The sequence below is a fragment of the Thermodesulfobacteriota bacterium genome (assembly GCA_034189135.1).
GTDB lineage: Bacteria > Desulfobacterota > Desulfobacteria > Desulfobacterales > JAUWMJ01 > JAUWMJ01.
On sequence record JAXHVO010000128.1, the window covers coordinates 34,342 to 57,144 of the forward strand.

Consider the following 22,803-nt stretch of genomic DNA (forward strand, 5'->3'; position numbering starts at 1 on the left):
ATTTGCAGGGTGCATCAGGCCGAAAGCAAGGTGAAGCCTGAAATCGATTTCCTCTCTTGTTTAATAAAAGGGTAGAACACCTTATTTCCGTTACAGCAGCCTGTTGACTTCATGCTTGATTTTGATTATATAAATCAATATGTTTTTTAGCAAAATAGATATTGCAGGGGGAAAACATGGTAAGAACTGAAATATCGCTTTTTATGAGGAATGTTCCTGGTGAGCTTGGCAAACTGGCCACACTTTTCGCAGATGAGGGAATTAATATAGATGCGCTGACCATACAGGATGCATCAAGTTATGTGCAGGAGCTTTTCAAGGCAAGGGGGAAATCGATCAAACGAATCGCTTCCGTTGCCAGCTATAATTCGATGCGAAAGGACTCGGTGGAATTTGCCTTAATACGTCTTTTGGTGGGTGATACTGACAAGGCTGTGGATTTACTGGCAAAAAATGAATATGTGTTTGACGTTATGCCGGTAATTGCCCTTGAGCTGGAAAATCGGCCCGGCGAAATGGCTAAGATAACCACCAAGTTCGGGGAAGAAGGTATAAACATCAATTATGTTTATGGCTCGGTTTCTTCACCGGATGAGAAATGTCTTTTTGTATTCTGTCCTGAAGATATAGATGCGGCGGCAAAGATTTTCCAAGAATAAAGTGTTTCACCACAGAGACAACAGAGTTAGCAGAGATTTTATAGTATTTATTTTCTCCGTGTTCTCAGTGATCTCTGTGGTTAATAAAGTTTATCCGTATTCGTAAAACCCTCGTTTTGTCTTTCTGCCAAGCCAGCCTACTTCCACATATTTCCTTAAAAGAGGGCAGGGGCGGTATTTTGAATCATTGAACCCATCGTAGAGAGTTTCCATAATAGCCAGGCAGGTATCGAGCCCTATGAGATCGGCAAGGGCAAGGGGACCCATGGGATGATTCATCCCCAGTTTCATTACCGTGTCAATATCTTCCCGTGTTCCCACATTGTGATACAAACAGAAAACAGCCTCGTTAATCATGGGCATGAGAATCCGGTTGGCGATAAAACCCGGATAGTCGTTTGCCACTGCCGGTGTTTTGCCGAATTTTGCCGCAAGATCCCAGGTCGTCTTGAACGTCTCTTCGGAGGTGGCTATTCCCCGTATGACTTCCACCAGTTTCATCACCGGTACGGGATTCATAAAATGCATTCCGATAATTTTTTCCGGACGTTTGGTCTGGGCAGAAATTCGTCCTATGGGAATGGAAGATGTATTGGTAGAAAGAATTACATCAGGTGCGCATATTTCATCCAGGTCTCTGAAAATCTGAAACTTCAACGATTCGTTTTCGGTAGCGGCTTCCACCACAAAATCCGCCGATGACATATCCTTTAAATTCACACTTGTTTTAATCCGTCCTAAAACGGCATCTTTTTCTTCCTTAGTTATCTTTCCCTTGTCGACACTGCGGGACAGAATTTTTGTAATCGTCCCGATGCCGCGCTCGACAAATTCTTCCTTGATATCGTTCATAATCACATCAAGACCACTCATAGCTGCTACCTGAGCGATTCCATTTCCCATCTGACCGGCGCCGATCACACCAAATGTTTTAATTTCCATTTTCTTCTCCTTTATTCGAGTTTCGTGTTACGAGTTTCGGGTTGCGCGTTACGGATTGGCTTCCAGAAATAAATAACTCGTAACCCGAAACGTACAATCCGCTACATGTAATTTATAGTTGTAACCGTTCACGGTTCAACGTTCAAAGGTTCAGGGTTGCCTTTCCACTCATTCCGGCGCTATACGTCGACTGCCGGTGTGTAAGAACCGGAAAAGATGCCCCTCTTTATGATCTCTGATGCGGTATCGGTCTCTCGTCGACGCTTAAGTGCCCGGTGTACGTTCCACAGCGAAGTATGGGAACGAGGGCAACCTCTGAACCCTGAACCTCTGAACCCGTGAACGGTTACTTATCGTTTAACAACCATTGCCACCGCCTCTCCTCCGCCGAGACACAGAGAGGCGAGACCTGTTTTTTTATTCTGCTTTATCATTTCATAGAGCAGGGTGACAAGTACGCGGCAACCGCTTGCCCCGATTGGATGACCCAAAGCCACACTTCCGCCGTTGACATTTACAATGGCAGGATTGAGTCCAAGTTCCTTCAATACCGCTACGGTTGATCCACTGAATGCTTCGTTAACCTCGTAAAGATCAACATCGTCAATTTTAAGCCCCTCTTTATTCAGGCATTTGGGTATCGCCCAGATAGGAGCCACCAACACGTATTTCATATCAAGGCCGAAGGACGCCTGGGCGCCAATGGTTGCCATGATCTCACAGCCCAGTTCTTCAGCCTTTTGTTTTGACATGACGACGACTGCTGCCGCACCGTCACTGATGATGGAGGCATTTCCTGCAGTACCGAGCCCATCTTTTTTAAATGCACCCTTCATTTTGGATAAAATTTCATAACTGGTCTCCTGGGGGCATTCATCCTGGCTAAAAACAACCGGATCACCTTTTCTTTGAGGAATTTCAACAGGGACAATTTCATCTTTAAATCGGCCTGAACTTATTGATTCCATGGCACGTTTATACGACTGGGCCGCATATCGATCCTGATCTTCACGGCTGACATTATATTTTTCCGAACAAAGCTCATTGGAAATACCCATATGAAAATCGTTGACAATATCCCAGAGCCCATCGTGGATCATGCTGTCTACAAACTGGCCGTGGCCCATACGATACCCGAAACGACCCTTTTCCAGATAGTATGGCGCCATGCTCATGTTTTCCATGCCCCCGGCGACCACAACATCCGCGTCGCCAAGCTGAATAGCCTGGGCGGCAAGCATGACGGTTTTCAGGGAAGACCCGCACACTTTGTTAACGGTAATGCATTCTGCCTCCCATGGCATACCGGCTTTTACAGCCGCCTGCTTTGCAGGATTTTGACCGTAACTCAGGGGCAGCACCTGTCCCATCATGACTTCATCCACAATTTCCTTTTTTATCTTTGCACGCCGGATGGCCTCTTTTATCACCAGAGCACCCAAGTCGGTCGCACCGATTTTGCCCAATGACCCGTTAAAACTGCCCAAAGGCGTTCTGACCGCACTGACGATTACTGCGTCTTTCATAAATTACTCCTTATTATATAGTTTGTTTGTCGTTACCCCTCGTTAATACTTATAAACCACATTCAGATATCGATACTGTTCAGCCAGTTGTTTGTTGTCCGTAGTCCGTTGCAAAAACATATAACCCTAACAAAAGCCACAGACGACTGAAAAGTTTTACATATTTCTTCTATACTGCCCACCGACATCATACAGTGCATTGGTAATTTGGCCCATACTGCAGCAGCGAACGGTATCCATTAGTTCAGCGAATATATTCTCACCTCTGAGCGCCACCTGTTGAAGTCGCTTCAGTGCTTCCGGTGCTTGTTTTTCATGGCGTTTTTGAAATTGTGCCAGGCGTTTTAACTGGGACTCCTTTTCCTCTTCCGTTGCCCGGGCCAGTTCGAGACAGGAGGGTCCTTCAACCAGGTCACCGGCCTCATCGGCATCCGGATCCCGGAATGTATTGACACCGATAATGGGGTATTTCCCTTCATGTTTCAGCATTTCGTAATAAATCGATTCCTCCTGAATCTTGCTGCGCTGATACCCGGTTTCCATGGCTCCGAGAACACCACCGCGTTCGGTGATCTTGTCAAATTCCATCAGTACGGCTTCTTCAACCAGATCGGTCAGCTCTTCAACAATAAAACTTCCCTGCAGCGTATTCTCATTTTTAGCCAGGCCCCACTCTCTGTTGATAATCATTTGTATCGCCAGAGCGCGTCTCACTGATTCGCTGCTGGGTGTGGTAATGGCTTCGTCAAAGGCATTGGTGTGCAGGCTCTGGCAGTTGTCATATATGGCACACAGCGCCTGCAGAGTGGTGCGTATATCGTTGAATTGAATATCCTGGCTATGCAGGGAGCGGCCTGAGGTCTGAATATGATACTTGAGCATCTGGCTGCGGGTGGAGGCTCCATATTTATCCCGCATGGCAACGGCCCAGATACGTCGGGCGACTCGCCCGATGACGGTATATTCCGGGTCCATGCCGTTGGAAAAGAAAAAAGAAAGATTGGGACAGAAACTGTCAAGGGGCATACCACGAGACAGGTAGTATTCCACATAGGTAAAACCGTTGGCCAGTGTAAAGGCAAGCTGGGAGATGGGGTTGGCACCGGCTTCTGCAATATGATAGCCTGATATGGAAACGGAGTAGAAGTTGCGGACTTTTTTATCTATAAAAAAGTCCTGAATATCTCCCATCATTTTAAGCGCAAAGTCAATGGAGAAAATGCAGGTGTTTTGGCCCTGATCCTCCTTTAGAATATCTGCCTGGATGGTACCGCGAACATTGGACAAGACCTCGTCACGAATCTTATCGTAAGTTTTTTTAGACGGCTTTTTCCCTTTCTCTTCGATATACTGGTCTACCTGCTGATCAATGGCTGTGTTTAGAAACATGGCCAGCATAATAGGGGCGGGTCCATTAATTGTCATGGAAACTGATGTATTGGGGGCGCACAGATCAAATCCGCTGTAAAGCACTTTAACATCATCCAGTGTGCAAATGCTTACCCCGGAGTTGCCTATTTTACCATAGATATCCGGGCGTCTTTCAGGATCATATCCATAGAGGGTTACCGAATCAAAAGCGGTAGACAATCTTTTGGCTTCATAATCGGCAGATAACATTTTGAAACGACGGTTTGTTTTGATCGGATCGCCTTCTCCGGCAAACATGCGGGTGGGATCCTCCCCCACCCGTTTCAAAGGAAACACACCGGATGTGTAAGGAAAGTATCCGGGTAGATTCTCTCTTCTCATCCACCGGTAGATTTCTCCCGGATCTTTAAACGAAGGAAGGGAAACCTTACGAATCTTTTGATGGGACAGTGACTCCGAGTATAGAGGAAGCCGGATTTCCCGTCCACGAACTTCATATACCAGTTCATCTTCATTGTACTTTTGTTTCAGGTCTTTCCATTGTTCAATCAAAAATGTGGTTTCTATATCCAGATTTTTTTCCGCTTGGTTTATTTCTTCTTTAAGTCGTAAAATAAGTGCTTTATCATCACCCTCAAGGGTTTCAACAGTCTCTTTTAAATGCCAGACCTGTCGAAGCGCATCGGCCTGTCTTTCCGTTTGTTTATGGTAGGATCTTACCGTATCGGATATTTCGGCAAGATAACGGGTACGTTCCGGAGGAATAATGATGGTTTTTGAACCGGATACTTTTTTTTCCGGTCTGGGCAGGGTAGACTCGAATCGGATCCCGGTTTTTTCCGCAATGGTATCCAAAACGGCATGATAAAAAGCGGTTACTCCGTCATCGTTAAATTTGGAGGCGATGGTTCCGAATACCGACATTTCCTCCGGTTGTTTGGCAAAATCGTTTAAGTTACGCTGCACCTGTTTACGCACATCCCGTACCGCATCCTCACCGCCCCTTTTTTCATACTTATTGACCGCGATAATATCGGCAAAATCGAGCATGTCAATTTTTTCCAATTGTGAAGCGGCTCCAAACTCACTGGTCATCACATAAATAGAGAGATCCACCAGGTCGATAATGTGAGAATCTCCCTGCCCGATTCCAGCTGTTTCAGCAATAACCAGGTCGTAGCCTGCCGCCTGGACGACTTTAATTGCATCAGGAAGGGCGTCGGGGATTTCGATATGAGAACGCCGGGTGGCAAGGCTTCGCATGTAAACTCTTGGGTTTCCAATGGCATTCATCCTGATTCTGTCACCCAGTAATGCTCCGCCTGTCTTACGCCTGGAAGGGTCGCTGCTTATTATCGCCAGATGAAGGTCTTTTTGATCATGAAGAATTCGCTGAATAAACTCGTCGGTTAAAGAAGATTTGCCGGAGCCGCCGGTACCGGTGATACCAATGACAGGGACTTTTCGATTGGCGATCATTTTTTCCAGTTCTGCCCGAAGATTTTTCAGCTGGTCGTTGTTTTTTATTTTTGTATTTTCCAACGAGGTGATTATATTGGCCATTAACAGTTTATTGTCCGGTGTCAGTTTGTCCAGATCAAAGCCATCCTCTTTGGCCCTGGGGAAATCCATCCACTCTACCATGTGGTTAATGATTCCCTGAAGTCCCCATTTAGCTCCATCTTCCGGGGAATAAATCTTGGAAACACCATAGTCTTCGAGCTCCTTTATTTCCTCGGGAACAATCACCCCACCTCCACCACCGAACACCTTGATATGAGGAGCTTTTCTTTCTTTGAGAAGATCGACGATATATTTAAAAAATTCCATATGGCCGCCCTGATAACTGGATACGGCTAAACCCTGGGCATCTTCCTCAACCGCGGCATCCACAATCTCCTGGACGGATCGGTTATGCCCCAGATGGATGACCTCTGTTCCGGTTGACTGCAAAATCCTGCGAAAAATATTGATGGATGCATCATGACCATCAAAAAGTGACGTTGCCGTGATCACCCTTACATGATGTCTGGGTTTGTATATTTCAGTTTCAGGACTCATGACCTCTCCTTATGGTTAAATGCAATATTTATTGTTTCTTGGGCCAAAAGCTTTATTTTGATTTAGGTTAAAGCGCCAATGACAAAATCAGTCTGATATTTGATATAATCTTCAATACTGTAATGGCGGGAAAGGAACCAGCGTCGGAATGTCCACATATGGCCTAAAACAGTAATATTATGCGCTGCCAGCTCAATGGAGCGTTCATTCAGATGGGGAAAATCTCCGGATGATACAATGTCGGCCAGGACTTTAACTATAAGTCCGGTAATTCGAAGTTCGTTTTCCAGGACCCTTTTCTTCCATTGCGCAGGTAAAGACTGTGTTTCCTGATACACAAGGAGAATAAAATCACTCATACGATGACATACCAGAAAATATTCCCGTATCACTTCCGCCACAAGTGCTTTTCCGCCGGATACTCGGTTTAATGCCTGGGAAACCCCCTGTTCCACTTCAGCATGAATGGACTCGCAAACCAGGTATAGGACATCCTCTTTTGAGGCCACATACTCATACAGTGACCCTATTGAAAAACCGGCGGCTTGGGCAATCTGGCGGGTGGTTGTTTTATGAAAGCCTTTTTCAATAAAAAGTCTTGCGGCGGCACCAACGATTTGTTGTCGTCTCCGTTCAACAAGGTCAGGGTTTTTTATTTGAGTGGCAACGTCTTTTGTTCCGGCAGATTGCTGAATCATAAGCTATTACTCTATCATGCGGGTAAGAAAACAAACCAATTTTTGAGCGAGCGCTCGGTCGGTTACGTAACACAAAATTGATTTTGTTGTCAAGTTTTTCTATGAATTTTCTAACGGAAACGTATTTGTCACCATAAGATAAGCACTAAGATAAATCAGGTTAAAAAGAGGGGTTACCCGTTCAGGGCTTTTTTAGCAATCTGTGCCTCAGGAGTGTCGGGATATTTAGAGCCGATTAACACAAGCACCTTTCTCCAGTGATCGTGCATTCCTTTTTGCCGATAACCGTTGGCAAGTTTTAAAAGTGCCATAGATATACCCGGCAAGATAGATTTTTTTTTCAAAAGGATGGCGAGTATTCTTTTTGCATTTTCAAAGTGCCCGGTATCAATACAGATTATGCTTATGCTCAGATAAAGCTGAGGAGACAGTTTGGGTCGGTTGGAGAGGCTGATATATTCTTGGAAAATATTGTATGCTGTTTTGGGTGACTCGTTGTTTTGAATGAGAAGGGAAAGCAGCTTCTTTGCCGTTTCATGGAACCTGAGGCTTTCAGGGGTATGTTTTTCCACGTTATACAGATGGGTCAGCGCGGTTAAGTTGCCCGGTTCTTTTTCAAGAACTTGATTCAGCAACTTGCGACCCTGTTTCATGTCCAGCTCACTGATGCTTTGCAGCGCTTTTTCTATCAGAGGAGTAATTTCATCTTTGGGGTCTTCCCTAAAGATATTTTCATCCAGAATTAAAGGAAATTTCAGGCTGATGAATCCCAGGATGGCTCCTCCCATAAGTCCGCCGATATGTGCCACATAAGCCACCTGGCTGATTCCACCGAAGAAGAGTTGATATAGCTCGTTGCCTATCCAGATGGGCAACAAAATGATCGCAGGTACTTTCACATAGTTAAAATAAAATCCCAGCGAATAAAAAATGTTTACCTTTTTTTTGCCGAACAGCACGGTAAAAGTTCCCATAAGGCCTGCTATAGCACCGGAGGCGCCAACCAGAGGGACGGTACTTTGCATATAAACCAGCCAGAACACTCCCACCGAAAGAAGACCTCCCAAAAGGTATATGCCGGTATATAAAATCCTTCCGCATCCCAGTTCAAGAACACAACCGACAATCCACAAAAATATCATGTTGCCGAGAAGATGACCAAAACCTCCGTGGAGAAACATGTAAGTAAAAGAGGTGGTTAATGATTTATAAGCCGGCCTGAAACCATAGCCAATAAATACAACCTTGGAAAGTTTTTCTTCATAGATGCTTCTTAACCTCTTCCATTTTGCATACACGGGATCTTCGCCGGTAATGATTTTATCGTTGCGGAGTCTTTTTAGAAAGTCGAAATCTTTGTCCATTTCAATATGATAGCGGACAAGGGTTTCTTCATCCAGCTCCTGGTGCTGATGAAGATCGGGATTATTTTTTACTTTTTGTTTGGCGTACTCAATATATCGTTGTACTTCAATTTTAGCCAATTCAGATTCGAAGTAATACTCATTGGCCTCATGAAATATTTCTTTATCGGAGGATTGAAAATAAAAGAAAACCAGGCAATTTAATAATATAATACAAATAGTGACAGCGGGAGGATTCCGCCAGCTTATTTTTCCTGTCAAAGGTATGATTAACATGCAAAGTCTCTTTTTTACATTTTATAGCATTTAAATGCGACATCTGTAACCAGTGTATCCAAATCTGGCAACCGGTCGGCGATTGAGTGAACCCTGAAGAAAAAAAGTAAAAAGAAGGATTTAATTGAAAAAGATGAATTAATTGGATATAATCACTAACTGATATTCGGCATAATGGTCCATTTGATCACCCATGAACGGGTGTCGGGATCTTTGTCCAGACATACAACCCCACTGTTTTGGAACTTAAATACAGTCTTTTCCATAGAACCGGTTATCAGGTAGGCGGTCAGTCTTTCCATAAACGGAAGATGGCCGATAAGCATGACGTTATCTTTGCTTTCTATGTTGTCGGCGATAACGACCACATCGTCAAGGGGCTTTAACCCGATTTTTTCATGAATACCGCCAGGAGGTTGAAGGGCTGAAGCAAAAATTTCAGCGGTCTGCCGGGCTCTTGTTTTGGTGCTGTAATTTATTTGCGTCACATGAATGGAGTAATCTTTTGAAACAGCTGCAATCCGTTTGGATTCACTTATTCCTTGTTTTGAAAGACCTTGACCAGGATCCACATCCTTAGAAAGGCTCTTTCCGTGTTGTACCAGAAAAAGTGCCATTATCTTTATACTCCTTGAATATTGAACGTGTTCAGTGTATAAAATCGATAACGAATTGGATTAGAATTATACGATAATAATGTAAAAATATCAACATTTATCTTGCCTGTTGGGCACTGGAAATTTCTTAAGAATTGATTCGGAGTTAAACCATATGAGAATTGTAACGCGACCTGATTTTGACGGCGTTGTCTGTGCGGCACTTCTGTATGAGGCAGAAAAAATTAATGAACCGGTGAAGTGGGTTGAACCCGGTGATATGCAGAAAGGTATGATTGAAATCAGACCGGGTGATATTATTGCAAACCTGCCTTATCACGAAAAATGCTCATTATGGTTTGATCATCATTATACCAATACAATCAGTAAATTATTTAACGGAGCATTTAAGATAGCCCCGTCAGCAGCAGGTATCATCTATGAATATTACCGAGATAAATTTACCCAGGATTATAGCGAACTTATTAAACAGACTGATAAAATCGATTCGGCGGACTTATCTTTAGATGAGGTTCGGCATCCTGAAAATTACCCCTATTTACTGTTATCCATGACGATTTCAGGGCGAATTGAAACCGAGGAGGCTTACTGGAACAGAGTGGTTCATTTGCTAAGAAGGTTTGAAATTGGGGCGATTATTAACGATCAAGAAGTCAGTGAGCGTTTCAATTTAGTTAAAAGTAATAACAAAAAATATAAAGCGCTGTTGAAAAAACACACCAAGATAAAGAACCATGTGTCGATTACTGATTTTCGTTCCTTAGACGAAACACCGGAGGGAAATCGTTTCCTGGCTTATTCGCTATTTCCCCAATCATCGGTAAATGTTAAAATTCGCTATGATGATAAAGAGAGGCAGATGATTGCGATAAGTGTCGGACACAGCATTTTCAATAAAAACTGCCATGTAAATGTCGGTCTTTTACTTTCCAGTTTTGAAGGCGGCGGGCATCAAGGCGCTGCTGCCTGCCGTTTTCATGTCAGCAAGGCGGATGATTATGTTGGGAAAATAATAGAAGTATTAGTAAAAAATGAGCCGATTGAAGATTGATGGCGTCATTCCATGGCCCATCTAATCAGACAACTTCCCCAGGTATAGCCTGCCCCAAATGCGGAAACGACAATCCAATCTCCTTTTGTTATCAGCCTTTCCTGGTAAGCTTCAGACATGGCAAGTGGTATGGTGGCGGCGGTGGTGTTCCCGTATTTATTTATATTAACCACCACGTGGTCCTCATCCAGCTCCATTTTTTTTGCCACTGCATCAATGATGCGAAAATTTGCCTGATGGGGAATCAGAAACCGGATATCCTTTCCGGTTAGGTTATTTTTTTTCATAATCTGTATTGAGACGTCAGCCATATCCTTTACCGCACGTTTGAAGACCGCTTTTCCATCCTGATAAACAAAATGTTTTCTCTTGCCGACGGTTTCCGGTGAAGCCGGTTCCAGGCTGCCCCCGGCACTTACATATAAAGATTTAAAACCGCTTCCGTCCATGTGAAGAATAGAGTCCTTTATGCCAAGATTGTCATTTGACGGCTCAATCAAGACGGCACCTGCGGCATCCCCAAATAAAACACAGGTGTTACGGTCCTCATAATCAATGATGGCACTCATCTTATCGGCGCCAATCACCATAACTTTTTGATGCTTTCCGTTTACGACAAATTGAGATGCGACGGATAAAGCGTAAACGAACCCGGTGCAACCCCCATTTAAATCGAACCCCCAGCAATTTGAGGCTTTCAGTTCTTTTTGGACTAGGGCAGCGGTTGCCGGAACCGGCATATCAGGTGATACAGTGGCCACGATGATTAAATCCAGCTCGTCCGCTGAAATATTTCTCTGTGAAAGGGCCATTTCAGCTGCTTTAACCGCCATGAAAGATGTCCCTTTACCTTTTCCCAGAATTCTTCTTTCTTTAATTCCGGTACGGGTGGTTATCCATTCATCATTGGTATCTACCATTTGTTCAAGGTCTTTATTGGTAAGTTTATTATCAGGAGCGAAATGCCCCACTGCGCTAATGATAGCTCGCATAAATATCCTCCCAAAAGATATTTTATTCTGGGTTATTAAAAGCGGTCCGGCATCCGGACGTATGGGTGCCGACTCATTCAGTTGTATTCTTCAATGGACTCAAATTTAAGATAGTATTAAATCAGGATGGTATCATATGAAATTGCCTGATTTAATATCTTTAGCAGAACGATTTGTAAAGAGATATATTCACTTCAAGGTTCACTTTAAGATAAGTTGATACATAAATTCCTTTATGCTAAATCACCTAGATGGATATTTAGATAACTATAAAATATTTGGTATAAGGGAGATAAGGTGGGAAAATATCAAAATATAAAGCAGTTATTGGAAAAAATATATGGTGAAGAAAAGGGTAGGCGGGCGTTTACTAAAATTTATTCACTAATGAAAAAATATCCCATAAGCCCAAAAAGGAATAACGGATATTTTTCCCAGGATGATGTTATACTGATTACCTATGGTGATACTTTATATAAAAACGGGGAAAAGCCTCTGTTTACGATTCATGAATTTACCAGTAGATTCTTAGCGGGCACATTTTCACATATACACGTTTTACCCTTTTACCCTTTTTCATCGGATGACGGTTTTTCAGTGATGGATTTTTTTTCGGTAAACCCTACACTGGGTTCCTGGCAGGATATAGACTCAGCCGGGACCGATTTTAAGCTGATGTTTGATCTGGTGCTGAATCATATTTCGGCAAAAAGCAAATGGTTTGAATATTATTTGGAAAAAAAAGAAGGATTTAAAGATTTTGCCATAGAAGTCGATCCGTCCATTGACCTTTCGGCGGTTACCCGGCCCCGCTCTCTTCCCCTTTTAACTGAAGTCAAAAAACAATCGGGCGAAATTGTCCACGTCTGGACCACATTCAGTGCGGACCAGATCGACCTGAACTTTAAAAGTATTGATGTGCTTGAAAAAATGGTTGAGGTGCTTTTATTCTACGTGCATAAAGGAGCAGCCATTATACGGCTGGATGCGATTGCATATTTGTGGAAAGAAACAGGAACAAGCTGTATTCATCTTAAGCAGACCCATGAGGTGGTGAAACTGTTTCGCCTCATACTGGATGAAGTTGCCCCACATGTGATGATACTTACAGAGACCAATGTGCCGCACCATGAAAATATAAGCTATTTTGGCGACGGCGATAATGAGGCGCAAATGGTCTATAACTTTACCCTTCCGCCACTTTTATTGTATTCATTTTTAAAAGAAGATACATCCGTTTTATCTAACTGGGCCAAGGGGTTGGATTTAAAATCCGACAGCAATACTTTTTTTAATTTTACCGCTTCCCATGACGGCATAGGGGTCAGGCCCCTTGAAGGGATATTGCCGGTGGAAGAGATTCACTTTCTTGTTGAAACCATCAAGAACAACGGGGGGAGAGTTTCCTGTAAAAAGAATTCAGATGGTTCCGAAAGCCCTTATGAGTTGAATATCACCTATGTGGATGCACTCTTAAATAGGAAGTTTGATCCAGACAGGTATCACGCCCAAAGGTTTCTGGCATCTCAGGCGATCCAGTATGTTCTTCCCGGGGTGCCTGCCACCTATATTCACAGCCTGATAGGCTCAAGAAATTGGGAAGAGGGAGTCAGGGAAACCGGGGTGGCGAGAGCCATAAACAGGAAAAAATTACGATCGGATGATGTGATATCACAACTGGAAAATTATGACACTTTTCGTTTCAGCATTTTTTATGCTTATATCCATATGATAAAGGTTAGAAAAAAGCAATCCGCCTTTCATCCAAATGCCGGGTTTGACATACTGCATATTGATCCGAGAATCTTTACCATTGCCAGGTATGGCGAAGATCAAACCATATATGCGCTGACCAATATATCATCATTGCAGGTTTCTTGTACATTGAAAAGAGGCGGTGTGCCTCCCTTGATGAAGGATCTTCTAACAGGAGAGATGTTCTCAATAAATTCAATACGACTAAATCCGTATCAGTTTATATGGCTTACCGTTTAAGGTAACTGCAACTAAATGGTATCTATCGGAAAATTGGCTCAAAAATTGGTCTTTTAATTGCCGTTAATTTTATCTCTGAGTTTTCCGGAGCATTTAAATGTGACGACTTTTCTTTCTCTAAGGATTAAGTCTGAACCTGTAGCCGGGTTTCGACCTCGACGCTGGTTCTTGTGCTTTACGCAAAATTTTCCAAATCCGGAAATCAGCACATCCTCCCCTTTTTCCAGAGTACCTTTAATAATTTCCAACAGGGATTCGACGATATCAACCGAGTGTTTTTTGGTAAAGCCGAGATCGTGTATTTTAACAACAATATCATTCTTGGTTAATGCCATGTTTCCTCCTAAAAGAACGTGTTCAGTTTTAATCCATAATGAGTTGATGTTAATTAATTAATTTGACAATTAACGTCAACGGTTATTTTTTGGTTGTGTATTAGGTGGTTTTTCACCGGTATGACTTGTGGCCTGATCCGGCACATCCTGTTTGACAGGAATAATATTTTCTATTTTTTTCATTGTGTTATCTATATTTTTTATTATTCCGTTAATTTCAGCCTTTAATTTTTCATGGTCACTGTCAGTCATAAAAGTTTTTTACTATCCTGGGTGTTGGGAAATTTGATTTACCGAAGGTCGGTTAATTTTTATGAGTTCATAAATTTTTCTATCAAGTATATAAATATACGAAAATAATGGATATGTCAAGTTTCAAACAGTAATTTTCTAAAATTATTGGCAATAAACAATATTTAAGGCTTGATGAAACGGTTAAGGGGTTATGTTGTTAACCCATTGTTATAATATGCCATATCGATTATATATCTGCAAATTGGGCGTTTGATGCTGGAAAATTTATAAAATACGGGAATAATTATTTTTTCTCTCAACAATCCAATGGGGTCTATGTTTTTAGCGGCAAGTTATCTTATCTGCCCTGGGTTACCTATTATCTCTAAACACTTTTTTTATTCCGGATTTTACCAGAGAAGGGTTTAATAAAAGCGTGAATTTTTTCGCTCCTCTGGCATCAACAAAGGTATTGCTAAAAGTGAATTCCGCCTTCTTTAAAATTTTAACATTTTTATCCATTAATATAAAATGGTAATTTAAAGCCGTAAAAATCAAAGCGCCGGTAATGACAAGGATTAACAAAGGCTTTTTCATTTAAATTCTCCCAAATACAGACGATTTCATACCTTTTTGACAGAGATACGCTTTAAACACGGATCACCTGAATGCTCAAGGGTGCATATTTTTTTTACAGGCTAAATCAGGCTTTCCAGGCTAAGATCCGGGTCTTTTTTATCAAATCCTTCATCGGATATCAGCGATTCAAAAAAGATTTCTATTATATCTTTATGATGAACAAATTTATCTTTTAGTAATTGCATAAATTTCTCATAACCCGGTTGGTTGAAAAGTCGGTCGATTTCAGATGCTTTTTTGTTCAGTTGACCGCAGTATTTTTCCCTAACCGTTTTGGGTGTGGTTCCTTTTGCCTTGGCAACCTTGTTGGTTGCCTGTACTCTTGAAAGCCCGTTTATTTCTATTTCATAAATAACTTCAAAAATTTGGGCCAATGCATCTGGTATTCCCTTGATATCAATGCTGGTATCCTTTCCGGCTTTCGGGTTTTTCGTGGTTTTTTGACCGAAAAGGAGCCGGTTTAAAACGGAGTTTGGGGTATCGGTAAATGGTTCGGCAAAGTTTTTTAAATGATTCCAGATCTTATCATCTATTTCAATCTGATGCATTTTCATTTTTTTCCTCCTGCCAGCCATAGTATCTTTATTACACGAAAGTTTTTCGAATATGTCAAGTGCGTTATCGTCTTTGTTGACTTTTGTTACTGCTGAATTTTGCCTGAGTTGGCGACGTTAATATGCATTTTAATCATTGGGTCTAAAAAGAACGGTAAATGATAATTCCCAGTATAATTACTCCCAGCAACAGGGAAAATATCAACTGATCGGTATTAAACCTAGGCAAAATTCAGCACTCCTCAGCGGTGGATGTACCTTGGGATGTGATAAAAACTCGGTTAAATTTTATACGTTGCATTCAGATTTCCCCCGGGTCAGGAGCCTTGAAATGATAAGCGGATTGCCGGTTTACTCCTTATCCAGTCCGAATGCGGTATGGAGAACTCGAACGGCAAGTTCGGTGTATTTTTCTTCAATAATGCAGGAAATTCTGATTTCAGAGGTACTGATCATGATGATATTGATATTTTCTTTGGCCAGTGTGTGAAACATAATGGATGCGACACCTGAATGGTTTTTCATTCCCACACCGATTACGGAAACCTTTGCAATATTTTTATCCCCGAAAACATCCTGAGCACCAATTTTTTCAGCCACTTTTTTTTCTATTTCCAGAGCTTTGGTAAAATCTGCCTTGGGAACGGTAAATGTCAAATCTGTCTGCCCGCCGGCTCGAGTGTTTTGGATAATCATATCGACAAGAATGCCGGATTCTGAAATCGGGGTGAAAATTTTGGCCGCCACTCCCGGTTGATCCGGGACTTTTTTTAAAGTGATGCGGGCTTCATCTTTGTTGTGTGTTACCCCCGATACAACAAGTTGTTCCATACCGGAGTCTTCATCAACAACCATGGTTCCCTCCTCTTCGTTAAATGATGATCTTACATGTAAGGGGATATTGTATTTTTTTGCAAAACCGACTGAACGGATTTGAAGGACTTTGGCACCAAGGCTTGCCATGTTAAGCATTTCATCATAGGAAATTTCTTTTATTTTCCTTGCCTTTTTGCAGATATTGGGATCAGCGGTAAAGATTCCATCCACATCCGTATAAATTTCGCAGATATCAGCCTTTATTGCTGCTGCAATGGCCACGGCAGATGTATCTGAACCGCCCCGACCGAGGGTGGTGATATTCCCTTGCGTATCACATCCCTGGAAACCGGCGACCACCACAATGTTTCTTTTGGCTAGCATTTTTTTAATACGGTTTGCCCCAATTTCAAGAATACGGGCATTACCAAAGGTATGGTCGGTTACGACTTCCGCCTGATATCCGAGTAGAGATTGAGCAGGATAGTTCATCGATTGCAGGGTGATCGATAGAAGTGCAGCAGTGGTTTGTTCCCCCGTAGCGATCAGCACGTCAAGCTCTCGTTTATCGGGTGAATGGGTGACTTTATTCGCCATTTCTATAAGATCGTCGGTAACCCCTGCCATGGCTGAAAGAATGACGACCACATCATTTTGCTGATCATAGGTTTTTGCCACCCGTTTGGCAACACTGTGAATGCGGTTAATGTCAGCCACGGATGTGCCACCGAATTTTTGAACAATTAAACCCATTTAATCCTCTTGTTATATCTTTTGCTGTGTTCCAAATTTTTTATCAGATAATTGTGTTTCCCGCCGTATGCAGCTATATTGATCATCCTTGATTCGTCAGCTAAAATTTCAAATCTCATATCTATATAATCGGAGGTGAAATCATCCAACAGCCTGTCCGCCCATTCAATTGCGATTACATTATCGCTGGCAAGTATGTCGTAAAAACCTAACTCGTCTAAATCAGAAAAATGTTCTATACGATAAAGATCGACATGAAACAATCGATATCGGCCCGGATATTCGTTTATTAAGGTAAATGTTGGACTGGTTATATAATATTTTTCAGAAACATCAAGGCCTTTTGCAAGCCCTTGGACGAAAGAAGTCTTCCCGCTGCCCAGATCGCCGGTTAGAGCAAAAATAGCTCCTGAATTGAGCATTTTCCCCATATTTTTTCCTAAAGACTGTGTTTCGTCAAGGGAATGTGTGGTTAGTTCCATTAAACAATCAATTTGATTTGACCGGGTATGGCGTTCATGACTTCAGTTGCCAGATAACCGAAAGGCCCGACTTTTTCCGCAAGCGTGTCAGCGGCTGCACCATGGAGGTATACCCCTGTGTGAGTGGCAGATTCGGCTGAATATCCCTGGGCAACCAGGCCAGTAATAATTCCGGTAAGAACATCCCCCATTCCGCCGGATGCCATTCCGGGATTTCCGGTGGGGTTAATAAATACATGGCCCTCAGGGTGGGCAATGATGGTTTTTGCGCCTTTTAGTACAACATGGGCATTATATTTTTCGGCGAATCTTCGAGCACAGGTGATGCGGTCTTTCTGGACCAAATCGGCAGTTGAATCTATCAGCCTGGCCATTTCTCCGGGATGAGGGGTTAAAATTACCGGGGCCGTTGTTTTTTTTAATATTTCAGTGCTGCCGGCTATATGATTCAGTCCGTCCGCATCAATGACCATCGTTACCGGGCTTTCCTGTATGATTCGATGAACCAACTTTTTCGTTTCAGCAGCATCTCCAAGACCCGGTCCTATGGCAAGGCATTTTTTTCCGGATAGCAGATCCATAATTGTATTAAATGATGATTCACCGATCCTTCCGTTTTGAGTATGCGGAAGGGGACAGGTCATTGCTTCAACAACCTGTGTTTCTAAAACAGGATTTAAGCTTTGCGGTAGGGCAAGGGTGACCAGACCGGCACCTGCACGCATGGCAGACATGGCTGTCATGGCAGCGGCTCCGGTTTTTCCAACGGAACCCGAAATAACCAGAGCATGACCCGCAGTGCCCTTGTGATAATCAGGGGCTCTGGGTTTTAAAGCATTGCGAATTGTTTCCAATGTCAGGAGGTGTTGTTTGGGTCTGATATTTTTTGCAATAAGGTCAGGTATTCCGATATCAATGATCTCAAGGTATCCGGTGAACTCTGCTCCCGGTAAGAGTATATGGCCTAGTTTGGCAAATGCAAAAGTTGCAGTGGCTTGAGCACGGATGCACGTCCCACAAACCTGGCCTGTATCAGAATTTAAGCCGGACGGAATATCTACCGAAAAAACAGGTTTGCCAAGGGTGTTTATAAATTCGATGATCTGCTTAAAATATCCTGTTACATCTGATTTCAAACCGGTACCGAGTAAAGCATCCACCCAGATTTTTTGATGGCGCATACCTGTTTTATGTGCCAAAAAAGCCTGTTCATCGGGTATTTCGATGACCGGAACATTAAGTGGGGCTAACAGCTTAAGGTTTGCGGCAGCATCGCCTTGAACCCTGGTTTTTTGCGCCAGAAGATATACCGTCACATCCGACCCTTTTTGAGCAAGATAACGGGCAATGACAAAGCCATCTCCGCCATTGTTTCCACGTCCTGCAAGCACGCCGACCGTTTTATGAACAATATCATCAAATTGATCAAAAATGACGCGCGTTGCACCCCTTCCGGCATTTTCCATCAGAACCCTTCCGGGGATGCCGAACGATTCAATGGTTTGCCGGTCCATTTGCTGGATTTCACCGGCGGTAACTAGGTACATTCTTTTCTCCAATATTAAAGATGAGCGCTTCGCACCAGACTCCGCCTTCGGCTAGGCCTCGGTAAGCCGGGTTCAAGGTTCAAGTTAATTTGTTTGCATATCAAGTAAGTGTTTCGAGTTACGAGTTACGAGTTGCGAGTTGTCAATCGGAAACGATCCTTTTTTATACCCCTTAACCCGAAACGCGCAACCCGCAACAATATCGCATGACAGAAAAAGAAACTGTTGCCAAATAAAACTGGTAAGTTGCGTTGTAGGTTTGTTAAGCGTCTATAGCTCTTTTATCAGCGCCAGCATCTCCCTGACCGCCCTTTCCATCCCAACCAGCGCAGCTCTTGAGACGATGCTGTGGCCGATGCTGAATTCGTCAATTTCTTTAAGGCCCTTAAAGGCCTTTATGGTATTATAGCATATTCCATGACCGACATTAACGCCAAGCCTCAACTTGTATGCAAGCTTTACCGCGTCTACAATCTTGCTGAAAGCTTGCTTTTTTTTCTTAGACGTGGTGGCATCGCAGAATGTTCCGGTATGGATTTCAACCATATTGGCATTTGCCTGATGGGCCAGCTTTAACTGTTCCGGTTTAGGATCTATGAAAACGCTGACCGGAATACCGCTGTTTTGAAGCATTCCAATGGTTTCAGTAACCGCGGTTTTGTGAACAACAAGATCCAGGCCACCCTCGGTGGTAATTTCTTCACGTCTTTCCGGGACCAGAGTCACCAGATCAGGCTTGATATCCAGTGCAATCCCGAGCATCTCGGTGGTTGAAGCCATTTCGAGAATAAGTTTGGTTTGAACCACTTTACGTAATATTCTGACATCACGATCCTGAATGTGTCGTCTGTCACCGCGGAGGTGGACAACGATGCCGTCGGCGCCGGCAAGTTCGGCCAATACGGCTGCCGCCACAGGATCGGGATAAGAAACACCACGGGACTGTCTTAAAGTTGCAATATGATCGACGTTTACTGCTAAACCAGCCATTGATAGCCTCCTATAAATTAAATCCAAACATATTTGTTTAGCCAAGCGAAAAACATGCCCGGATGAACCCGGCACCCAGACGTCTACGTGCCGACGGATTTTTAACGTTCCGATTTATTTCGCTAAAGTGATGCAACAAGTCTTAACAGTTCATCACTCTTTTTTTCCATTTGGTGAGCCCCTTGATCATTTTTAACATGATCAAAACCAAAAAGATGGAGAATGCCGTGTATCAGAAGTTGCACCAAGCGTTCTTCGGTGGTGATTCCCGCGTGTAATGCTTCCCGCATGGCAGTTTCGCTGGAGATGACCACATCTCCAAGAATTTGAGGGTTTAGATCTGAAAAATCTCCTTCTTGCATGGGAAAAGCAATCACATTTGTAGGCCCGGATCGATTTAGATAATTCTTATTAAGGGTTTTAATTTCCGAATCATCGACAACAAGTATGGAAAGTTCTCCTTCAGGACTGCCCAAGGCGTTTAAGATGGCTTGAGCTTTCTTTTTCAATGTTGCTTTCAATATTTTGTGTTTTTTTTGCCTGTCGTCTATTAGAATTCCCATTTTTCCTCTTTCCATTATTTGCAACACGATCTTCGGGGTATTCTATTCTATGGTGGTGGATTCCATGCAATATTTTGTTAAATCTTTTGGCAATACTGTGAAGATCTTTTAAGGTGAGTTCACAGTTGTCCAGCTGACCATCAGAAAATATTTTATTGATAAGGTTTTGCACCAGGCCCTGAATTCTGGATGTGGTTGGATTTGCCATGGTTCTGGATGCGGCTTCAACAACATCTGCCAGCATCACAAGTCCGATTTCCTTGGTCTGTGGCAACGGACCCGGATACCTGAAATCATCAATATTTACAGCATTTTCTCTTTTTTGCTGTATGGCTTTGTCATAAAAGTACTTGATCAGGCTTGTGCCGTGGTGCTGCTGGATTGCATCAACGATCACCTGACCCAGTTTATTCTTTTTTGCAATTTCAACACCATTTTTAATGTGTGCAATTAAAATAAGGCTCGACATGGAAGGCGCCAGCTTATCATGCCTGTTTTTACCCGCTACCTGATTTTCAATAAAATACAGCGGCTTGTTAATTTTCCCAATGTCGTGATAGTATCCGCAGACTTTCGCAAGAAGCGGGTTGGCTCCGATTTCAGCCGCGGCCGCTTCAACCATGGAACCGACAATAACAGAATGGTGATATGTCCCGGGGGCTTCCATCATCAGTCTGCGGAGAATCGGTTGATCAAGGTTTGCCAGTTCGAGGAGTTTTATGTCTGTGGTGTAATCAAAGGCGATTTCTATTAGAGGAGCTAAGCCGGAGGTAATGATGCCGGCACCGATTCCGCCCAGAAAAGCAAAGCCCGAACCCCATAAAAGTTTGGACGTTGAAAAGTCCGCCATATAAAGGTCAGTGGCAACCACCAGTACCACATTCAGCAATCCAAGTTTTGCCCCGGCTTTTATAAATACTTTGCGTTCTCTGCAATCACGTATCCAGTATGCAGCCATCGAGCCGTTTATGAGGAAAAACAGGAAAGATTCAAAACTGTTTTGAAATATGACGGCAACACATATGGCGATTATCATGGCAAAGGGTATGGCGATTTCAAGCCCCAGAAACAGACATATGATCATGGCGCTTGCAGCAAGAGGAAAACCGTAGGGTATGGAAGAGGCAGGTATGGAGTATGATACATTTGCAATCAGCGATTCAGACAAAGAAGCCGAAATATCGGCTAGCAAAAAGAATGTGATCAGTACGCTGGAAATAAAAAGAAGATTTTTATTGTGTTTGCTCGCCATACTTTTTTGCCGGGGTATATGCAGGATATAGGTTGCAGCCAGGAGACAAAGCATAATCATTGCCGCGCCGATGCTTTTGGAGACGATATGTTCTTGTCTGGTTTGGGCTTGAAGCGTTTTAAGTTTTAAAAGTTGAACCATGGTTACCAGTTCACCTTCGCGCAGGAGCATTTCCCCTGTTTTAATCTGGTGGAGTATCGGCTTGATTTCCGATGCGGCTTTTTTTCTTCGCTCCTCTGTTTCGCTTTTGTTCAGGGTGATGTTTGGTGCAATGAGGTTTTGAACAAAATCGACGATCAGGTTTTTAATCGTATAGCGGCGATTTTTTAAAAGTGGTTTGCCGACAATTCTGACCATCGCATTGGCCTGATCCAGCCCGTAAAAAACCTTTAGTTTTTTTACCACCGTTTCGTTTGACGTTTCGATACTGCGTAAAACGATCCCTTTATCGACTTCTTTAAGAAGGAGGGCTTTATTGGACACCACGCCGTTTTGTAAAATTTTTGACAGTATTTTGGCGATTAATTCTGCGATGTCCTGTGAAAATTTTTCTTTTTCCAGGATTTTATAAGCACCGTTGCTGACATTAAAGCCGATTTTTCTTTCAAATTCTTCCTTCATTTGCCAGACTTGGTCATGCAAGGAAGGCTTTTTTTCCACGGCCGCGGAAGAGCCGGTTTTTGTTTTTTGGGTTGAATCCTGTTTAGCGTTGAAAACAGCCTGAAGATCGGCAAAGGCCTGGTGTATGCGCTGGGTTAATGCAAAAGACAAGGCGGTATCGAAATCATAGACCGTCAACACCTTTTCGGCAGCGTTTTTTCTATTTATCTTGGTGGCTTCAATATCTTCTATTAAAAAATCTTTTGGCGCTTTAATATCTCTTCCGGCCACGTCTCCAAGTTGATAGGAATGTTTCAGGGGGATAAGGTTCGGATAAAGTATAAGGGTGAATATTATGGTAACCCCAAGCATAACAGCCCAACGGAAACGATAGCTATTTTCAAAAAACTTACTGACGGAATCTGTATTTATTTTACCAGTCATTGTCTATGGTTAAATTCGTAAAAAGTCCCAATTTCGTTGTTT

Annotated in this window: 20 protein-coding genes; 3 read left to right on the forward strand and 17 right to left on the reverse strand. The window is 42.9% G+C overall.

Annotated features, from left to right (window positions below; all coding sequences use genetic code 11):
- Window positions 1-176: 176 nt before the first annotated feature.
- Complete coding sequence (locus SWH54_18435; GenBank protein ID MDY6793250.1) at window positions 177-659, forward strand: ACT domain-containing protein; 483 nt, start codon at window positions 177-179, stop codon at window positions 657-659.
- A 90-nt stretch (window positions 660-749) separates the two neighbouring features.
- Here SWH54_18435 and SWH54_18440 read toward each other — a convergent pair whose 3' ends face one another.
- The 6 genes from SWH54_18440 to sixA form a co-directional block, all read right to left on the reverse strand.
- A complete protein-coding gene (locus SWH54_18440; protein MDY6793251.1) occupies window positions 750-1,601 on the reverse strand; it encodes a 3-hydroxybutyryl-CoA dehydrogenase in 852 nt (283 codons plus the stop codon).
- 350 nt (window positions 1,602-1,951) lie between these two features.
- Window positions 1,952-3,127, reverse strand: coding sequence for an acetyl-CoA C-acetyltransferase (locus SWH54_18445; protein MDY6793252.1), 1,176 nt, complete (start codon window positions 3,125-3,127; stop codon window positions 1,952-1,954).
- Window positions 3,128-3,283: 156 nt separating this feature from the next.
- Entirely contained in the window at window positions 3,284-6,559 is a 3,276-nt protein-coding gene (gene icmF, locus SWH54_18450; protein ID MDY6793253.1) for a fused isobutyryl-CoA mutase/GTPase IcmF, read from the reverse strand.
- 62 nt (window positions 6,560-6,621) lie between these two features.
- Window positions 6,622-7,257, reverse strand: coding sequence for a TetR/AcrR family transcriptional regulator (locus SWH54_18455; GenBank protein MDY6793254.1), 636 nt, complete (start codon window positions 7,255-7,257; stop codon window positions 6,622-6,624).
- Between the two features lie 173 nt (window positions 7,258-7,430).
- Window positions 7,431-8,897, reverse strand: a complete 1,467-nt coding sequence (locus tag SWH54_18460) for a rhomboid family intramembrane serine protease (protein ID MDY6793255.1) — start codon at window positions 8,895-8,897, stop codon at window positions 7,431-7,433.
- 155 nt (window positions 8,898-9,052) lie between these two features.
- Complete coding sequence (gene sixA / locus SWH54_18465) at window positions 9,053-9,514, reverse strand: phosphohistidine phosphatase SixA (GenBank protein MDY6793256.1); 462 nt, start codon at window positions 9,512-9,514, stop codon at window positions 9,053-9,055.
- A 154-nt stretch (window positions 9,515-9,668) separates the two neighbouring features.
- Here sixA and SWH54_18470 point away from each other — a divergent pair, with 154 nt between their 5' ends.
- Window positions 9,669-10,565 carry an exopolyphosphatase gene (locus SWH54_18470; GenBank protein MDY6793257.1) on the forward strand — a complete coding sequence of 299 codons (897 nt, stop codon included), beginning with the start codon at window positions 9,669-9,671 and terminating at the stop codon, window positions 10,563-10,565.
- A gap of 5 nt (window positions 10,566-10,570) precedes the next feature.
- Here the strand turns inward: SWH54_18470 and SWH54_18475 are convergent, their stop codons facing one another.
- Window positions 10,571-11,557: a beta-ketoacyl-ACP synthase III gene (locus SWH54_18475; protein MDY6793258.1), complete on the reverse strand. Its 987-nt coding sequence runs from the start codon at window positions 11,555-11,557 to the stop codon at window positions 10,571-10,573.
- A 297-nt stretch (window positions 11,558-11,854) separates the two neighbouring features.
- Here SWH54_18475 and SWH54_18480 point away from each other — a divergent pair, with 297 nt between their 5' ends.
- Window positions 11,855-13,552 carry a sugar phosphorylase gene (locus SWH54_18480; protein MDY6793259.1) on the forward strand — a complete coding sequence of 566 codons (1,698 nt, stop codon included), beginning with the start codon at window positions 11,855-11,857 and terminating at the stop codon, window positions 13,550-13,552.
- Between the two features lie 53 nt (window positions 13,553-13,605).
- Here SWH54_18480 and SWH54_18485 read toward each other — a convergent pair whose 3' ends face one another.
- From SWH54_18485 to SWH54_18530, 10 genes are all read right to left on the reverse strand, one after another.
- Complete coding sequence (locus SWH54_18485; GenBank protein ID MDY6793260.1) at window positions 13,606-13,887, reverse strand: integration host factor subunit alpha; 282 nt, start codon at window positions 13,885-13,887, stop codon at window positions 13,606-13,608.
- A gap of 75 nt (window positions 13,888-13,962) precedes the next feature.
- On the reverse strand, window positions 13,963-14,139 hold the full coding sequence (locus SWH54_18490) for a hypothetical protein (GenBank protein ID MDY6793261.1): 177 nt from the start codon (window positions 14,137-14,139) through the stop codon (window positions 13,963-13,965).
- Between the two features lie 354 nt (window positions 14,140-14,493).
- Window positions 14,494-14,718, reverse strand: a complete 225-nt coding sequence (locus SWH54_18495) for a hypothetical protein (protein ID MDY6793262.1) — start codon at window positions 14,716-14,718, stop codon at window positions 14,494-14,496.
- Window positions 14,719-14,819: 101 nt separating this feature from the next.
- Complete coding sequence (locus SWH54_18500) at window positions 14,820-15,314, reverse strand: hypothetical protein (GenBank protein MDY6793263.1); 495 nt, start codon at window positions 15,312-15,314, stop codon at window positions 14,820-14,822.
- A gap of 351 nt (window positions 15,315-15,665) precedes the next feature.
- Entirely contained in the window at window positions 15,666-16,883 is a 1,218-nt protein-coding gene (locus SWH54_18505) for an aspartate kinase (GenBank protein ID MDY6793264.1), read from the reverse strand.
- On the reverse strand, window positions 16,874-17,365 hold the full coding sequence (gene tsaE, locus SWH54_18510) for a tRNA (adenosine(37)-N6)-threonylcarbamoyltransferase complex ATPase subunit type 1 TsaE (GenBank protein ID MDY6793265.1): 492 nt from the start codon (window positions 17,363-17,365) through the stop codon (window positions 16,874-16,876). Before tsaE ends, SWH54_18505 begins: the two co-directional genes overlap by 10 nt.
- On the reverse strand, window positions 17,365-18,912 hold the full coding sequence (locus SWH54_18515) for an NAD(P)H-hydrate dehydratase (GenBank protein MDY6793266.1): 1,548 nt from the start codon (window positions 18,910-18,912) through the stop codon (window positions 17,365-17,367). The genes tsaE and SWH54_18515 overlap by 1 nt, the downstream gene beginning before the upstream one ends.
- Before the next feature lie 270 nt (window positions 18,913-19,182).
- Window positions 19,183-19,902, reverse strand: coding sequence for a pyridoxine 5'-phosphate synthase (locus tag SWH54_18520; protein MDY6793267.1), 720 nt, complete (start codon window positions 19,900-19,902; stop codon window positions 19,183-19,185).
- A gap of 122 nt (window positions 19,903-20,024) precedes the next feature.
- Window positions 20,025-20,411, reverse strand: a complete 387-nt coding sequence (gene ybeY, locus SWH54_18525) for an rRNA maturation RNase YbeY (protein ID MDY6793268.1) — start codon at window positions 20,409-20,411, stop codon at window positions 20,025-20,027.
- Window positions 20,365-22,761: an HDIG domain-containing protein gene (locus SWH54_18530; GenBank protein ID MDY6793269.1), complete on the reverse strand. Its 2,397-nt coding sequence runs from the start codon at window positions 22,759-22,761 to the stop codon at window positions 20,365-20,367. The genes ybeY and SWH54_18530 overlap by 47 nt, the downstream gene beginning before the upstream one ends.
- Between the last annotated feature and the right edge of the window lie 42 nt (window positions 22,762-22,803).

Coding starts and splice junctions, on each gene's coding strand:
- SWH54_18435 (MDY6793250.1), top strand. CDS start 177: ATGGTAAGAACTGAAATATCGCTTTTTATGAGGAATGTTCCTGGTGAG.
- SWH54_18440 (MDY6793251.1), bottom strand. CDS start 1,601: ATGGAAATTAAAACATTTGGTGTGATCGGCGCCGGTCAGATGGGAAAT.
- SWH54_18445 (MDY6793252.1), bottom strand. CDS start 3,127: ATGAAAGACGCAGTAATCGTCAGTGCGGTCAGAACGCCTTTGGGCAGT.
- icmF (MDY6793253.1), bottom strand. CDS start 6,559: ATGAGTCCTGAAACTGAAATATACAAACCCAGACATCATGTAAGGGTG.
- SWH54_18455 (MDY6793254.1), bottom strand. CDS start 7,257: ATGATTCAGCAATCTGCCGGAACAAAAGACGTTGCCACTCAAATAAAA.
- SWH54_18460 (MDY6793255.1), bottom strand. CDS start 8,897: ATGTTAATCATACCTTTGACAGGAAAAATAAGCTGGCGGAATCCTCCC.
- sixA (MDY6793256.1), bottom strand. CDS start 9,514: ATGGCACTTTTTCTGGTACAACACGGAAAGAGCCTTTCTAAGGATGTG.
- SWH54_18470 (MDY6793257.1), top strand. CDS start 9,669: ATGAGAATTGTAACGCGACCTGATTTTGACGGCGTTGTCTGTGCGGCA.
- SWH54_18475 (MDY6793258.1), bottom strand. CDS start 11,557: ATGCGAGCTATCATTAGCGCAGTGGGGCATTTCGCTCCTGATAATAAA.
- SWH54_18485 (MDY6793260.1), bottom strand. CDS start 13,887: ATGGCATTAACCAAGAATGATATTGTTGTTAAAATACACGATCTCGGC.
- SWH54_18490 (MDY6793261.1), bottom strand. CDS start 14,139: ATGACTGACAGTGACCATGAAAAATTAAAGGCTGAAATTAACGGAATA.
- SWH54_18495 (MDY6793262.1), bottom strand. CDS start 14,718: ATGAAAAAGCCTTTGTTAATCCTTGTCATTACCGGCGCTTTGATTTTT.
- SWH54_18500 (MDY6793263.1), bottom strand. CDS start 15,314: ATGAAAATGCATCAGATTGAAATAGATGATAAGATCTGGAATCATTTA.
- SWH54_18505 (MDY6793264.1), bottom strand. CDS start 16,883: ATGGGTTTAATTGTTCAAAAATTCGGTGGCACATCCGTGGCTGACATT.
- tsaE (MDY6793265.1), bottom strand. CDS start 17,365: ATGGAACTAACCACACATTCCCTTGACGAAACACAGTCTTTAGGAAAA.
- SWH54_18515 (MDY6793266.1), bottom strand. CDS start 18,912: ATGTACCTAGTTACCGCCGGTGAAATCCAGCAAATGGACCGGCAAACC.
- SWH54_18520 (MDY6793267.1), bottom strand. CDS start 19,902: ATGGCTGGTTTAGCAGTAAACGTCGATCATATTGCAACTTTAAGACAG.
- SWH54_18530 (MDY6793269.1), bottom strand. CDS start 22,761: ATGACTGGTAAAATAAATACAGATTCCGTCAGTAAGTTTTTTGAAAAT.